Origin of the sequence: Nocardia sp. N2S4-5, from assembly GCF_044628355.1 — a bacterium.
Lineage (GTDB): Bacteria > Actinomycetota > Actinomycetes > Mycobacteriales > Mycobacteriaceae > Nocardia > Nocardia wallacei_B.
Genome location: NZ_JBIUPM010000001.1, coordinates 5,667,687 through 5,683,424, shown reverse-complemented (window position 1 = coordinate 5,683,424; position 15,738 = coordinate 5,667,687). Strand labels below are relative to the sequence as shown.

Below are 15,738 nucleotides of genomic sequence, written 5' to 3'. Positions count from 1 at the left end.
TTACGGCCTCGGATAGGCGCTCGGCAGAGGGTATCCGCGTTCGGAGAGCACCGTGCGCAGCAGGTCCGGGCGGTTGGTGATGATGCCGTCGACGCCGAGATCGAGCAGGGCGCCCATGGTCGCCGGATCGTCGACCGTCCACGGGATCACGCGCATGCCGTGCCGATGCGCCGCCCGCACCAGCTCGGCGGTGGTGAACGGCCGATAGCCGGGGTCGGTGACCGTGCCGCTCTGCGGATCGCCATGCACCGGCGACACTGCGGACGCGCCGAAAGACGCTGCCGCGGAGACTACTTGCTCCTGCGGGCTGCCCGGATAGTCATCGATGTCGATCCCGCCCAGCCAGGGTGACGCGCCGGGCTCTCCCGCCCGCAACTCCTGCCCGCTGGTGAGCGCGACGAGGGGCAGTTCGGGCGCCACCTCACGCATACGCATCAGCGTGCCCCAGTCGAAACTCTGTATGGTGACCTGCTTTTCGATCCCGGCCCGCCGAATCTCCCCCGCCACCACCTGCACGAACTGCTCGCGCGGCGCGGTCTGCTCCGGGGCGGCGGCCTCCACCTTGGTCTCGATGTTCAGCATCACCCCGTCCGCCCGATACCGGCGCACCAGCTCGAAAACCTCGGAGAGCAAAGGCATTCGGGCCCCCGGCGCGGTGCGCTGATCGGGATGATCCGGCAATTGCCTGGACCCACAGTCGATCGTACGCACCTGAGCCAGCGTCAAATCCCGAATGTACGTGGCCCCGGGAACATACGGAAACTTCGGATCCCCCCAGAACGCCGGACCCGTATCCACACACTTCGCCGGATTCGGATCCCGATCATGCGACACCACAGCAAACCCGTCCGCAGTAATCTGCACATCCAACTCCAACGTGCTCACCCCGAGTTCCAGCGCATTACCGAACGCAGGCAACGTATTCTCCGAAACCAGCCCCAACCCACCCCGATGAGCCTGCACATCGACCCCCACCCCATCCGCCCCGGCAAGCCCGGCCCCCACCACAATCCCCGCCGCCAACACCGCCGCGGCCCACGAACCCCAATTTCCTCGCATACCCCAATCGTGCTCGACCTCGGTAGCAGTCGCGGTAAAACGCCGCTGAACACCCCGCGAACTCGACGCCCACAGGCTCGAGCCACACCTCCGTGCTCCGAGTTATGACCGTAGCCGCCACACTTACACTCAGTTTAATGAAAAACGAGTGTAAGATTGCATGATGAACTCGGTTCCGCTGTGGCCTCCGGTTGCTTGGGAAGAGCATTCCTGGATACCAACAGTCCCGGACGAGCTGGTATCACGGCGAGTCCGGGAGCGGCATCGAGGCCGCTACCGGTCGGCGCTCGTGCCACGGATCGCGGAGTACGCCGTCGACCTACCGAGCGCGACGCTCGCGCTCGCCGACGAGGCATCGATCGAGATCGCGCGGTTCGACGCCGAGACCGGAGCACGGCTGGCCCCGTTCGGTGCGATCCTTCTTCGGTCCGAATCGACCTCGTCCTCACGGATCGAGAACCTCACCTCCGGAGCGAAGGCAATCGCCCTTGCCGAACTCGGAGCTACCGACCAGCGCAACGCGGTCGAGATAGTCGGCAACGTCCATGCCATGCAAACAGCCGTAAATCTCGGTGGCGAACTCGATGAGACGCTCGTTCTGGCGATGCACTCCGCGCTCATGCTGGACCACGAGCCGGACTTCGCCGGTCGGTGGCGGACGCAACAGGTCTGGATCGGTGGAGACAACTACGGGCCGCACGGCGCCTCTTTCATCCCGCCGCACCGCGATCACGTCCCTGCCGCCATGGCCGATTTGATGGCTTTCACACGACGCGACGACATCCCGATCCTCGCCCACGCCGCTCTCGCGCATGCGCAATTCGAGACCATTCACCCCTTCACCGATGGCAACGGGCGTACCGGTCGGGCGTTGATCCACGCCATGCTGCGTGCGAAGGAACTCACCAGGAACGTCACCGTCCCCATCGCGGCCGGTTTGCTCACCGACGTCGAGGCCTACTTCTCCGCACTCGATGCCTACCGAGCCGGGGATCCAGCTCGGATAGTCGAGCGAATGGCGGAGGCATCGTTCGCGGCGCTGACCAATGCGCGCGAGCTGGTAGCGGAAATCACCGAAATCCGGCAACGGTGGGACACCGCGATCGAAGTCCGCCCCCAAGCCACCGCCTGGCGTATCGCCGACCTGGCACTACGCCTACCCGTCTTCGACACCGAGACCGTCGCCCGAGAACTCGGCATCACCGCATCGAATGCCCTCCGCTCCTTGACACCATTGGTCGACGCCGGTGTCCTCACCGAATTCACCGGCATGCGCCGCAACCGAATGTGGCAGTCCCGCGAAATCCTCGCCGCACTGGACTCTTTCGCCGCCCGCGCCGGCCGCCGCCGCCTGGGCTAGCAGCGAACACATCTTATTGCCCGGAACGCAATTCGCCCCGCCTCCTGGGTGGAGGCGGGGCGAATTGGGTTGGGGGTCAGGCGGTCAGCGGTAGTCGCTGAAGCCGTAGTCGTCCAGCGGGACTGCTGCACCTGTGGACTGGCCGAAGCCGTCCGGGGTGTAGTAGGTGTCGTCGTAGGACGGGACGGCGTAGGCGGCCGCGCGGGCCTCCTCGGTCGGCTGGACCTGGATGTTGCGGTAGCGGTTGATGCCGGTACCGGCCGGGATCAGCTTGCCGATGATCACGTTCTCCTTCAGGCCGATCAGCTTGTCGGAGCGGCAGTTGATCGCCGCGTCCGTCAAGACTCGAGTCGTCTCCTGGAAGGAGGCCGCCGACAGCCACGAATCGGTGGCCAGCGACGCCTTGGTGATACCCATCAGCACCGGGCGACCCGAGGCGGGCTCGCCGCCCTCGGCCACCACGCGACGGTTCGACGCCTCGAAGTCGGCGCGCTCGACCAGCGAACCGGGCAGGAACTCCGTCGCGCCCGAGTCGATGATCGTGACGCGGCGCAGCATCTGCCGCACGATGACCTCGATGTGCTTGTCGTGGATGGACACACCCTGCGACCGGTACACCTCCTGGACCTCCTGGACCAGGTGGATCTGCACCTGCCGCGGACCCATCACGCGCAGCACCTCGTGCGGATCGGCCGAACCCTCCAGCAGCTGCTGACCGACCTCGACGTGGTCGTTGTCGGCGAGCAGACGCTCGGAGCCGTCGTCGTGCTTGAACACCCGCAGCCGCTGCCGCTTCGACAGCTTGTCGTAGAGCACCTCGTCCGAACCGTCGTCCGGAATGATGGTGATCTTGTAGAAGCGGTCGTCGTCCTCCAGCCGCACCCGGCCGGAGACCTCCGCGATCGGCGCCTTGCCCTTCGGCACGCGCGCCTCGAACAGCTCCTGCACGCGCGGCAGACCGCCGGTGATGTCGTCACCCGCGACACCACCCTGGTGGAAGGTGCGCATGGTCAGCTGGGTACCGGGCTCACCGATGGACTGGGCGGCCACAATACCCACCGCTTCGCCGACGTCGACGAGTTTTCCGGTCGCCATCGAACGGCCGTAGCACATCGCGCAGACACCGGTGCCCGAGGTGCAGGTCAGCACGGACCGCACCTTGACCTCGGTGACGCCCGCCTCGAGCAGCGCGTCGATCGCCGGATCGCCGATGTCGTGGCCCTTCTCGACCACCACGTTGCCCTTGGCATCGACGATGTCGATGGCCGCGGTGCGGGCGTAGGTGCTGGTCTCCACGTGCGGGTCGCGGATCAGGGTGCCGTCCGGCATCTTCTCCGCGATACGCACGTTGATGCCACGCTCGGTGCCGCAGTCCTCCTCGCGGACGATGACGTCCTGCGACACGTCCACCAGACGACGGGTCAGGTAACCCGAGTCGGCGGTGCGAAGCGCGGTGTCGGCCAGACCCTTTCGCGCACCGTGGGTGTTGATGAAGTACTCCAGCACCGTCAGGCCCTCACGGAAGGAGGACTTGATCGGCCGCGGGATGAACTCACCCTTCGGGTTGGTCACCAGACCCTTCATGCCCGCGAGGGTACGAGTCTGGGTGAAGTTACCCGTGGCGCCCGAATCGACGATCGTGATGATCGGGTTGTCGGCCGGGTAGTGCGCGCGCAGCGCCTTACCGACCTCTTCGGTGGCCTCCTGCCAGATCTTCACCAGCGCGTTGTTGCGCTCCTGGTGGTCGAGAGCACCGCGCTGGTACTTCTTCTCGATCTGGTCGGACTGCTGCTCGTACCGCTCCATGATGTCGGCCTTCTCCGGCGGAACGAGCACGTCCGACATGGAGACGGTGACACCCGAACGGGTGGCCCAGTAGAACCCGGCGTCCTTGAGCTTGTCGACGGTCTGCGCGACCACGATCATCGGGTAGCGCTCGGCGAGATCGTTGATGATCGCCGCCTGCCGCTTCTTCGGCATGATCTCGTCGATGAACGCGTAGTCCGCCGGCAGCAGATCGTTGAACAGCACCCGGCCGAGCGTGGTCTTGGTGGTCCACGCGTCGCCGCGCTGCCAGCCCTCCGGGAACAGCTCCGCCTCGACGTCCTTCGGCGGACGCTGGTCGGTCAGCCGGACCTTGATCAGCGACTGCACGGTCAGTTCGCCGCGGTCCACCGCCATCTGCGCCTCGGCCGGCGAGGAGTACACGCCGAACTCGACCTGGTCCTTGGCCGCCGGACGGTACTCGCCGGCCGCGCCCTCCACCTGACGGGTCAGGTAGTACAGGCCGGTCACCATGTCCAGACGCGGCATGGCCAGCGGGCGGCCGGACGCCGGGGACAGGATGTTGTTCGACGACAGCATCAGGATGCGTGCCTCGGCCTGCGCCTCCGCCGACAGCGGGAGGTGCACGGCCATCTGGTCACCGTCGAAGTCGGCGTTGAACGCCTCACAGACCAGCGGGTGCAGCTGGATGGCCTTGCCTTCCACCAGCAGCGGCTCGAAGGCCTGAATACCCAGGCGGTGCAGGGTCGGCGCGCGGTTCAGCAGCACGGGGTGCTCGGCGATGACCTCTTCGAGGACGTCCCACACCTGGGCACGCTGCCGCTCGACCATCCGCTTGGCGGACTTGATGTTCTGCGCGTGGTTCAGGTCGACCAGGCGCTTCATCACGAACGGCTTGAACAGCTCGAGGGCCATCAGCTTCGGCAGACCGCACTGGTGCAGCTTCAGCTGGGGACCGACGACGATCACCGAACGGCCGGAGTAGTCGACGCGCTTACCGAGCAGGTTCTGGCGGAACCGGCCCTGCTTACCCTTGAGCAGATCCGACAGCGACTTCAGCGGACGGTTGCCCGGTCCGGTGACCGGGCGGCCGCGGCGGCCGTTGTCGAACAGGGCGTCCACCGACTCCTGCAGCATCCGCTTCTCGTTGTTGACGATGATCTCGGGCGCACCCAGATCGATCAGTCGCTTGAGGCGGTTGTTGCGGTTGATGACGCGGCGGTACAGGTCGTTCAGGTCGGAGGTCGCGAAGCGGCCACCGTCCAGCTGCACCATCGGCCGCAGCTCCGGCGGGATCACCGGAACGGCGTCGAGCACCATGCCCATCGGCGAGTTGCCGTTGGTCTGGAACGCGGCGACGACCTTCAGGCGCTTGAGGGCGCGAAGCTTCTTCTGCCCCTTGCCCGTCCGGATGGTCTCGCGCAGGTTCTCGGCCTCGGCCGCGATGTCGAAGTTCTCCATCAGCTTCTGGATGGCCTCGGCACCCATCGCACCGGTGAAGTACTCGCCGTAGCGGTCCTGCAGCTCGCGGTAGAGCACCTCGTCCACGATCAGCTGCTTGGGAGCCAGCTTGGTGAAGGTGCTCCAGATCTCGTCGAGCCGGTCCAGCTCACGCTGGGCCCGGTCGCGGAGCTGCCGCATCTCGCGCTCGCCGCCGTCCTTGACCTTGCGGCGGACGTCGGATTTGGCGCCCTCGGCCTCGAGCTCGGCGATGTCGGCCTCGAGCTTCTGGGCGCGGGCCTCCAGGTCGGCGTCGCGCTGGTCGGCGACGGCCTTCTTCTCGACCTCCATCTCCGCCTCGAGCGTGGACAGCTCGTTGTGGCGCAGATCGTCATCGACGGCGGTGATCACGTAGGCGGCGAAGTAGATGATCTTCTCGAGATCCTTCGGCGCCAGGTCCAGCAGGTAGCCCAGGCGCGAGGGGACGCCCTTGAAGTACCAGATGTGGGTGACCGGAGCGGCCAGCTCGATGTGGCCCATCCGCTCACGGCGCACCTTGGCGCGAGTCACCTCGACGCCACAGCGCTCACAGATGATGCCCTTGAAGCGCACGCGCTTGTACTTGCCGCAGTAGCACTCCCAGTCCCGGGTGGGACCGAAGATCTTCTCGCAGAACAAGCCGTCCTTCTCCGGCTTGAGCGTGCGATAGTTGATGGTCTCCGGCTTCTTCACCTCGCCATAAGACCACTGGCGGATGTCTTCGGCGGTAGCCAAGCCGATCCGGAGTTCATCGAAGAAGTTGACGTCTAGCACGTAACTTCCTTTCCCCTGTTCGGGTTGAGTATCGAGCAAAATTCGCTATTTCTTCCGCGTTCCGGAGAACACTGCCCCCGAGGGCAATGCGCCCTCGGGGACCGAATCGGCTCACTGCGCGAGGTCATCGACCGTTGCAGCCTCGTTGCGGGACAGGTTGATTCCCAGGTTCGCCGCGGCGCGCTCCAGGTCCTCGTCCTCGCCTTCACGTAGTTCGATCGCCGCACCGTCGGAGGACAGCACCTCGACATTGAGGCAGAGCGACTGGAGTTCCTTGAGAAGCACCTTGAAGGATTCGGGAATGCCCGGCTCCGGGATGTTCTCGCCCTTGACGATGGCCTCGTACACCTTCACGCGGCCCACCACGTCGTCGGACTTGATGGTGAGCAGTTCCTGCAGGGTGTAGGCGGCGCCGTAGGCCTGCATGGCCCAGCACTCCATCTCACCGAAACGCTGACCACCGAACTGCGCCTTACCACCCAGCGGCTGCTGCGTGATCATCGAGTACGGACCCGTCGACCGCGCGTGAATCTTGTCGTCCACCAAGTGATGCAGCTTCAAGATGTACATGTAGCCCACCGCCACCGGATACGGGAACGGCTCACCCGAACGACCGTCGAACAGCGTCGCCTTGCCGTCCGCGTTCACCATCGCCTCACCGTCACGGTTGGGCAGGGTGGACTCGAGCAGACCGGTCAGCTCGTCCTCCTGGGCGCCGTCGAACACCGGGGTGGCGATGTTGGTGTCGGGCTCCTGGCCCCACATCTCCTCCGGCAGGTTCTTCGCCCACTCCGGATTGCCGTCGACCTTCCAGCCCGCCTTGGCGACCCAGCCGAGGTGGGTTTCCAGGATCTGGCCGATGTTCATACGACGCGGCACACCGTGGGTGTTCAGGATGATGTCGACCGGGGTGCCATCGGGCATGAACGGCATGTCCTCCTTGGGGAGGATCTTGCCGATGACGCCCTTGTTGCCGTGACGACCGGCGAGCTTGTCGCCGTCCTGGATCTTGCGCTTCTGGGCGACATACACGCGGACCAACTCGTTGACGCCCGGGGGCAGATCGTCGTCGTCCTCACGCGAGAACACCCGAATACCGATCACCTTGCCGGACTCGCCGTGCGGCACCTTCAGCGAGGTATCGCGCACCTCGCGCGCCTTCTCACCGAAGATCGCGCGCAACAAGCGCTCCTCGGGGGTCAGCTCGGTCTCACCCTTCGGCGTGACCTTACCGACCAGGATGTCACCGTCACGGACCTCCGCACCGATACGAACGATGCCCCGCTCGTCGAGGTCGGCGAGGACCTCGTCGGAGACATTGGGGATGTCGCGGGTGATCTCCTCGGCGCCCAGCTTGGTGTCGCGGGCGTCGATCTCGTGCTCCTCGATGTGAATCGAGGTGAGGACGTCCTCTTCCACCAGACGCTGGGACAGGATGATCGCGTCTTCGTAGTTGTGGCCCTCCCACGGCATGATCGCCACCAGAAGGTTCTTGCCCAGCGCCATCTCACCGTTCTCGGTGGACGGACCATCGGCCAGAACCTGACCCTGCTCCACCCGCTGACCCTCGTCCACGATCGGACGCTGGTTGGCGCAGGTGCCCTGGTTGGAGCGCGAGAACTTCCGCATGCGGTAGCTGCGGCGAGTGCCGTCGTCGTGCATGACGGTGATGTAGTCAGCCGAAACCTCTTCGACCACACCGGCTTTCTCGTTCACGACCATGTCGCCCGCATCGACCGCGGCGCGCAGCTCCATACCGGTGCCGACCAGCGGCGACTCGGCACGGATCAGCGGCACGGCCTGCTTCTGCATGTTCGCGCCCATCAGGGCACGGTTGGCGTCGTCGTGCTCGAGGAACGGGATCATGGCCGTCGCGGCCGACACCATCTGGCGCGGCGAGACGTCCATGTAGTCGACCTCGTTCGGGAAGACGTACTCCATCTCCTCGTTGCCGCGGCGAGCCAGCACGCGCTCGTCGAGGAAGTTGCCCTCGGCGTCGACGGCGGAGTTCGCCTGGGCGCGGACGTGGCGGTCTTCCTCGTCGGCGGTCAGATAGACGACGTCGTCGGTCACCTTGCCGTCGGCCACCTTGCGGTACGGCGTCTCGATGAAGCCGAACGGGTTGACCCGCGCGTACACCGACAGGGTGCCGATCAGGCCGATGTTCGGGCCTTCCGGCGTCTCGATCGGGCACATGCGGCCGTAGTGCGACGGGTGCACGTCGCGCACCTCGAGGCCGGCGCGCTCACGGGACAGACCACCCGGGCCCAGCGCCGACAGGCGGCGCTTGTGGGTCAGGCCCGACAGCGGGTTGTTCTGGTCCAGGAACTGCGACAGCTGCGAGGTGCCGAAGAACTCCTTGATCGCGGCCACGACGGGACGGATGTTGATCAGGGTCTGCGGCGTGATGGCCTCGACGTCCTGCGTGGTCATGCGCTCACGCACGACGCGCTCCATGCGGGACAGGCCGACCCGGATCTGGTTCTGGATCAGCTCGCCGACGGTACGCAGGCGGCGGTTGCCGAAGTGGTCGATGTCGTCCACCTCGACCCCGACCTCGACGCCGCCCGGAGCGGTCATCTCGCGGTCGCCCTGGTGCAGGCGCACCAGGTACTCGATGGTCGCGACGATGTCCTCGCGGGTGAGCACCGAGCCGGTGATCGGCTCGCCGGCGTTCAGGCCCAGCTTCTTGTTGACCTTGTAGCGGCCGACGCGAGCCAGGTCGTAGCGCTTCTCCTTGAAGAACAGGTTCTCCAGCAGGGTCTGCGCGGACTCCTTGGTCGGCGGCTCGCCCGGACGCAGCTTGCGGTAGATGTCGAGCAGCGCCTCGTCCTGGCCGGCGGTGTTGTCCTTCTCCAGGGTGGACATCATGATCTCGGAGAAGCCGAAGCGCTCGGCGATCTCCTCGGTCGTCATGCCCAGCGCCTTCAGCAGCACGGTGACCGGCTGGCGGCGCTTGCGGTCGATGCGCACGCCGACGGTGTCGCGCTTGTCGACGTCGAACTCCAGCCACGCGCCCCGGCTCGGGATTACGCGGACGCTGTGCAGCAGCTTCTCCGTGGCCTTGTCGATGGACTCGTCGAAGTACACACCGGGCGAGCGAACCAGCTGCGAGACCACGACACGCTCGGTGCCGTTGATGATGAACGTGCCCTTGTCGGTCATCATCGGGAAATCGCCCATGAAGACCGTCTGAGACTTGATCTCACCGGTGTTGTTGTTGATGAACTCCGCGGTCACGAACAACGGCGCCGCGTAGGTCATGTCCTTGTCCTTGCACTCCTCGATGGAGGCCTTGACCTCTTCGAAGCGTGGATCGGAGAAGGACAGGGACATCGATCCCGAGAAGTCCTCGATCGGCGAGAGTTCCTCGAGCACTTCCTCGAGCCCGCCGAACGGATTGACGTCGCCACGGGCGATCGCCTTCTCCCGCCAATCCGGCGAACCGATCAGCCAGGCGAACGAATCGGTCTGTAGATCGAGAAGACCCGGAACCTCGAGAGGCTCACGGATCTTCGCGAAAGACACCCGCTTCGGGGCTCCGGGGATACCGGCCTTGGTCTGGGTGGAGACTGCCAAGATGCGTCCTTCCAGCACCTCACGCGCGTCCGTGTGGTGTCAGTACGTACGTGACACCACACGACCGTCGCTTGTCTGCTACGAATTCCGCTGGTTACGACCCGAACGAAACCCGAACAGCAAAGAACGGAAGTAACACCTCGACGGTGGAACTTTCGTGATGCGATCAAGGTAAGGACAGGAGGCAGCCAGCGCAAACTCCAAACCTACACCCATACAGAGAGGGTGTCAAAGTACCATCCGAACCGTGTTCCGGACGGCTGGCGCGCCGAGGGCCCCTTCACGCTGGCTGCGTTCGAGCCTTCGGCGGCGAATCCACCCGGGCCCCAGGCCCTGTGGCAGCTGCCGCTGTTGTGAATAGCGTGACGGGTCGGACGAAACTCGTCAAGTGTAGGAGGGGGCAAATCCCCTGTTGATTCCGTTGTACCCGCAACCGTGATTTCGACGAAGTACGTGCTGAGCTGGGAAGTTTGCCGACAGCTTGCTCAGCGGTCCGCTATTTCACTCGCCAGCCAGTGGCCGTCGATCTTCTCCATGCGCAGCACGATCGGACCCGACGCGCTCTCCTGCGGAACGTTGTTCTTCGTCGCGCTCACCGTGAGGTTCACCAGCAACTCCGCGCGATCATCGGTGAGCAAAGTCACACCGATGGGGTCCGCGGTGGCTTGCGCGGTCGACTGCGCTTGCTGGACGGCCGAGATCGTGGTGTCGGCGAACTTGTCGAAATCGGCCAGCATCTTGCCGGTGACGACGGCGTGCACGGCGTCCTTGTATCCGCCGATGGTCTTGACGTCGTAGGAGTAGACCGTCTTCAGTGCGTGGTCGGCCGCGGCGGTGACCTCCTGCGTCGCCCGCGTGTCGACGTAGGCGTCGTTGCCGTCGGCCACGCCGGGCCGGAAGGCCGCTACCGCGGCGAACGCGCTGAGCAGAACGGCCGCTACCAGCAGGGCGGCCGCCAAGCCCCAGGAGGAGCGCAGCGCCTTCGAGAACACGGCCCGAGCACCCCTCGTCATCCCGGCATGCTTTTGGCCGGGATCTACCGATGGATTCCGGCCAAAAACACGCCGGAATGACGAGGGGACGTTGGCAGACGGGCGGCGGTCACCGCCCGCAGACCGAACCGAGGGCACCTTGCGATCCGCGTGACCCTCACCCTGTGACCGCGTGGATCGACCGATCGGTCGGCGGGCCGGGCGTTGCGCGGACTCCGAAGTCCGGTCGGACGGGCGCAGGCGGTTCGAGACCTTGTTGACGGGTCGGCGCGAGTTCATGACGTCTACCTCCTACGATCCCGGCTGACCCGGCTGGGCGGGCGGCGCGGGCGCCACACTCGGCGCGGGGGCGCCGCCGGGAACGGGCGCGGGAGCGGCACCGCCGGGCTGCCCGGGAGCGCCAGCCAGGTCGGGGGCGTTCAGCGGGACCATCTGCCCCAGCGAGTTCGCCTGCTCGGTCTTCCACAGGTCGCCGGCCTTGGCCATGTCCAGCGTCCAGGTCGCGCGGAACGACTGCACCGGCACGTTGGGCGCGGTCTGGGTCAGCTGCAGCACCACGAGGGCGGAGGCCTTGTCGCGCTCGCTGTCCAGGGAATTCAGCGACGCGCCCAGCACCTTGGCGTCGATCTTGGTCTTGGAGTTCTCCGCGGCCTGCTTGATGCGGTCGCGGTTCTGATCGAGCTGCGCGAGCATGTCACCGGTCATCGAGGACTTCATCAGGTCGATCGAACCGTCGATGTTGTCGGGGTTCATCGAGGACAGGTTGATCGCCGCCTGCCGCGCCGCGTCCAGCGCGGTGTCGCGGGCGTCAGCACGCGGGCCGTCGGTGAACCAGGCCGCGCGCACCCAGCCGACACCGAACCAGGCGGCCGCGACCACCGCCACGACCAGCCACACCGCAGCTATCGCGGTGATCACCGTGCGCAGCGTGGTGGACGACGCCGAATCGGCCGTTCGTTCCGCGGGCGGCGACGGTTGGTCGGTCGAATCAGAACTCACAGCGACACCCTAGCGTCGTAATCGTGATCACCTCTTCGGGGTCACCCCGATGAGTGGAGCCAGCTGAGCGGCGACCGGATTCAGGTTCAGCTTGTCCGGGTCGGTCTTCGGCGTCGAATCCCACGGCTGCGGGACGCTCGGATCGGCCAGGTCCGCCCGCTCGCCGCCGCGCACCGCGCTCGGATTACCGAAGGGCACAGTGCATTTCGCGTCGGTGTTGAACGGGAAATCGTCGCGTGTGTCGTCGAAGTTCGGATTCTCCGCCTTCATCTGCTCGAGGATTCGCTTGGTGCCCTCGTAGCCGACGGTGCAGGCCGGCGGGTTGTTGGTCTCGAGCACCAGGCCGAAGTGGCTGGTGTTGTCGCCGGGCGCGGTCGCCGAGCCACCGATCGACAGCAGCGGCAGCATCTGCACCAGCGGCTTCAGCGCGTAGTACTTCGGCGAGATGGCCAGCAGCAGCGACCGCAGGTTGGTCAGGTCGGTGGTCAGCGCGCCGCCGCTCTCGTCCAGCAGACCCCCGATCGCGTTGCCCGCGTCGGCGCCCGTGCCGATCAGCCTGCGGATGTCGGGATCGTTGGCGCGCAGCTGCACGGCCAGCTTGTCCAGGCCGTCGCTGAAGCGGCGGATCGACGGCGACTGCTCGGCCTGGGTGCCGAGCACGATCTGCGCGTCCCGGATCAGATCGACCGTCTGCGGCAGCGCCTCGACACCGGTCTGGCTGAACTTGTTCAGCGAGTCGACCAGCACGCGCAGGTTGTCGCCCTGCCCGTCGAGGGCCTTGCCCAGCTCGGTGATCGTGGTGGACACGGCCTGCAGATCGGTGGTGCTCGCGAAACCGTTGACGCTGCCCAGCAACTCCTCGACCCGGATCGGGACCTCGGCCCCGTCGATCACCGAGCCGTCCTTCAGATACGGACCGCCGGAGCTGCTCGGCACCAGATCCAGGTACTGCTCGCCGATCGCGGAACGGTTCGCCACGACGGCCTTCGCCGTCTGCGGCACCTTCGGCTTGCCCGAATCCATCTCCAGGGAGATGACCACGCCGTCGGGCGTGATGTCGAGGGAGTCGACCCGGCCGACCGGCACGCCGCGGTAGGTGACCTCGGCCCCCTTGGACAGGTTGCCGGTCTCCTTCGCCGTCACCCGCACCTGGTACTGGCCGAAGCCCAGCATGTGATCGAACTTGATGTACTTGCCGCCGACGAACACGACGCCGATCACCGCGATCACGACGAAGGCGATCAGCTGGTAACGCACCAACTTACTCATCGCGGCTGCACTCCCAACTGCTCCAGGATCGAGCCGATCGGATCACCCGGCCCGGTGGCCGGGGCGACTACGGTCGGCGGCAGCGGCAGCAGCGACACTGTCGGCCAGCCCGGACGCGGGCCGTTGCCGTTGTAGTACGGATTGCTCGGATTCACCGGCACCGGCGGCCCGTACCGCGGCGGAACGTATACCGGATCCGGTTTGCCCACACCGAGATTCGACAGCGTGGTGCCGATCTGCAGATCCACCGACAGCCAGGTGTTGACCGAGCCGCCGATCGCGGACTTGATCGCCTCGTCCGGGAAGGGGTAGGTCGGGATGAGCGGGAACGCGGTCACCAGGTCGGGCGCCGAGCGGCCCAGCTCCTGCAGCGTCGGTCGCAGCGCCTGCAGGTCGCGGATCAGGTTCTCCTTGGACCGGTCGAGCACATCGAACCCGGCCTGGCCCACGCGATCCAACTGCTGCAGCAACCCGATCAGCTGCGGTCGCTGCTCGTCGAGCACCTTGATGCCGGCGGGCAGCTCGTCGAGGATCTTGCCGATCTGCTCGGTCTGCTGGCCGACCCGCGAGGAGAGCGTGCCGAGGCCGTCGAGCGCGTGCTGGATGTCGCCGACCTGGTCGTTCAGCCCGTCGATCAGGATGTTGGCCTGGTCCAGCAGCGAGCGCACCTTGTCCTCGCGCCCGGCGAACGTCTTGTTCAGCTCCGACACGATCGGCTGCAGCTGCGCCACCCCGCCGCCGTTGAGCAGCAGCGACAGCGCGCCCAGCACCTGCTCCACCTCGGTGGCGTGCCGGGTGCGGTCGGTGGGGATGACGGCGCCGTCGGCCAGGGCGCCGGTGGCCGGTTCCTGTTTCGGCACAGACAGTTCCACGAATTTCTCGCCCAGCAGGTTCGACTGCTTCACCTCGGCGTACGCGTTGGCGGGCAGCTTCACCGACGAGTTGACCAGCGTGCGGACGTTCGCGGTCCAGCCGTCGGGGGCCATGTCGATCTTCTCGACCCGGCCCACGGCCACACCGTCCACCTTCACCGCCGACTGCGGCACCAGATCGAGCACGTCGTCGAATCGGACGTCGATGTGCATCGGGTGCTCACCGACGTCGGCGCCGCCGGGCAGGGGCACGCTGTAGATGCCGTCGGAGGCGCAGGAAGTGACCAGCGCCGCGGAAACCCCCAGCACGGTGGCGGCCGCGAACCCTCGAACGAACCGGATCGTCATCGCGTCCCACCTTCCTGCTGAGACGGCGGCAGCTGATCCGACGGCGTACCCGGCACCGTGCCGGGGACCGGGGCGCGCTGCTGGTTCTCGCCGCTGAGGATGCCGAACGGCAGGATCAGCGACGGGGTGGACACACCCGCCTTCACCTGGTCGGTGATCGTCTTGCACTGGTCCAGGATCGGGCGCAGCTGCCGGCTGATCGCGTCGAATTTCGGGTCGCCGGGCCGCAATTGGCCGAGATCGAGCATCTTGCACACCGCGCCGAACGGGTTCTCCAGATCGGTGAAGTTGGCGCGCATGTCCAGCGTGCCGGACTCGCCGTTGTGCACGTTGATCAGGTTGCTCAGCGCCAGCGGCAGCACCGGCAGCAGGGCGGCAACGTCCTGGCGCTGATCGGACAGGGTCTGCGTCAGCTTCGTCAGCGCCTCGGCGTTCTCCGCGATCAGGCCTCGGTTGTCATCGATGAACCGGGCCACGTCGCCGAGACCCACCGACAGCAGGTGCAGGGCTTGGCCGAGGTTCTGCCGCTCGTCGGCGAGGAAACCGGCCAGATCCGCCAGCTGCGTATTGAACTGCCGCACCTGCTGGTCGTTCTCGGCGAGTGTGCGCACGAAGATCTGCAGATTCTTGACGGTGTCGAAGATGTCGCCCCGCGCGTCGGACAGGTAGCGCGCCGCGTGCGAGAGCTGCGCCAGGCTGTTGCCCAGCGCCTCACCGTTACCGGCGAGGTTCGCCGCCGAGGTGCGCGCCAGCTCGTTGAGCGCGCCGTCCTTGTTGGCGCCGTTGGGCCCCAGCGCGTCGGACAGTTGCGCGATCGACTTGTACAGCCGGTCGACCTCCACCGGAGTCGCGGTGCGCTCCTTCGGAATCGTCGCGGTGCGCGGCATCTTCGGCCCGCCCTTGTAGACGGGGGTGAGCTGGATGTAGCGGTCCGACACCACCGACGGCGTGATCTGAGCGGCCTTGGCGTCGGCCGGGATGTCGTAGTCCCGGTCGACCTGCATGGTGACCTTCACCTGCTCGCCCGCGGGCTCGACCGAATCCACCTTGCCCACCGGCACGCCGAGGATGCGGACGTCCGAGCCCTCGTAGATGCCGATCGACTTGTCGAAGTACGCGGTGATCTTGGTGGTGTTGTAGTTGTCGAACACCCACCACAGCACACCGGCGAGCACGACCACGACGACCAATCCCCCGGCGACCAGCATCTTGGTGCCGCGGC

At 66.3% G+C, this 15,738-nt stretch carries 9 protein-coding genes; 1 reads left to right on the top strand and 8 read right to left on the bottom strand.

The annotated features are described in order from the left end of the window. Positions 1 to 1,059: a glycerophosphodiester phosphodiesterase family protein gene (locus tag ACFMRZ_RS26285; protein ID WP_400181144.1), complete on the bottom strand. Its 1,059-nt coding sequence runs from the start codon at positions 1,057 to 1,059 to the stop codon at positions 1 to 3. A gap of 289 nt (positions 1,060 to 1,348) precedes the next feature. Here ACFMRZ_RS26285 and ACFMRZ_RS26280 point away from each other — a divergent pair, with 289 nt between their 5' ends. Beyond that, positions 1,349 to 2,419 (top strand): Fic family protein, encoded by a 1,071-nt coding sequence (locus tag ACFMRZ_RS26280; RefSeq protein WP_400181143.1) that lies wholly within the window; start codon positions 1,349 to 1,351, stop codon positions 2,417 to 2,419. An 84-nt stretch (positions 2,420 to 2,503) separates the two neighbouring features. Here the strand turns inward: ACFMRZ_RS26280 and ACFMRZ_RS26275 are convergent, their stop codons facing one another. The 7 genes from ACFMRZ_RS26275 to ACFMRZ_RS26245 all read right to left on the bottom strand — a co-directional run bounded on the left by ACFMRZ_RS26275 (position 2,504) and on the right by ACFMRZ_RS26245 (position 15,724). Then, positions 2,504 to 6,457, bottom strand: coding sequence for a DNA-directed RNA polymerase subunit beta' (locus ACFMRZ_RS26275; RefSeq protein ID WP_400181142.1), 3,954 nt, complete (start codon positions 6,455 to 6,457; stop codon positions 2,504 to 2,506). 111 nt (positions 6,458 to 6,568) lie between these two features. After that, entirely contained in the window at positions 6,569 to 10,054 is a 3,486-nt protein-coding gene (locus tag ACFMRZ_RS26270) for a DNA-directed RNA polymerase subunit beta (protein ID WP_400181141.1), read from the bottom strand. A 467-nt stretch (positions 10,055 to 10,521) separates the two neighbouring features. Further along, positions 10,522 to 11,049, bottom strand: a complete 528-nt coding sequence (locus tag ACFMRZ_RS26265; protein ID WP_280362623.1) for a hypothetical protein — start codon at positions 11,047 to 11,049, stop codon at positions 10,522 to 10,524. 270 nt (positions 11,050 to 11,319) lie between these two features. Then, on the bottom strand, positions 11,320 to 12,027 hold the full coding sequence (locus tag ACFMRZ_RS26260) for a hypothetical protein (RefSeq protein WP_400181140.1): 708 nt from the start codon (positions 12,025 to 12,027) through the stop codon (positions 11,320 to 11,322). 27 nt (positions 12,028 to 12,054) lie between these two features. Next, positions 12,055 to 13,296, bottom strand: coding sequence for an MlaD family protein (locus ACFMRZ_RS26255; RefSeq protein ID WP_280362621.1), 1,242 nt, complete (start codon positions 13,294 to 13,296; stop codon positions 12,055 to 12,057). After that, entirely contained in the window at positions 13,293 to 14,516 is a 1,224-nt protein-coding gene (locus tag ACFMRZ_RS26250; protein ID WP_400181139.1) for an MCE family protein, read from the bottom strand. Before ACFMRZ_RS26250 ends, ACFMRZ_RS26255 begins: the two co-directional genes overlap by 4 nt. After that, positions 14,513 to 15,724, bottom strand: a complete 1,212-nt coding sequence (locus tag ACFMRZ_RS26245) for an MCE family protein (protein ID WP_400182975.1) — start codon at positions 15,722 to 15,724, stop codon at positions 14,513 to 14,515. Before ACFMRZ_RS26245 ends, ACFMRZ_RS26250 begins: the two co-directional genes overlap by 4 nt. Positions 15,725 to 15,738 lie beyond the last annotated feature (14 nt).

What these genes read in the sequence shown, in the direction of transcription:
- ACFMRZ_RS26255 (WP_280362621.1), bottom strand. Translation starts at nt 13,296, where the DNA reads ATGAGTAAGTTGGTGCGTTACCAGCTGATCGCCTTCGTCGTGATCGCG.
- ACFMRZ_RS26285 (WP_400181144.1), bottom strand. Translation starts at nt 1,059, where the DNA reads ATGCGAGGAAATTGGGGTTCGTGGGCCGCGGCGGTGTTGGCGGCGGGG.
- ACFMRZ_RS26250 (WP_400181139.1), bottom strand. Translation starts at nt 14,516, where the DNA reads ATGACGATCCGGTTCGTTCGAGGGTTCGCGGCCGCCACCGTGCTGGGG.
- ACFMRZ_RS26265 (WP_280362623.1), bottom strand. Translation starts at nt 11,049, where the DNA reads ATGACGAGGGGTGCTCGGGCCGTGTTCTCGAAGGCGCTGCGCTCCTCC.
- ACFMRZ_RS26245 (WP_400182975.1), bottom strand. Translation starts at nt 15,724, where the DNA reads ATGCTGGTCGCCGGGGGATTGGTCGTCGTGGTCGTGCTCGCCGGTGTG.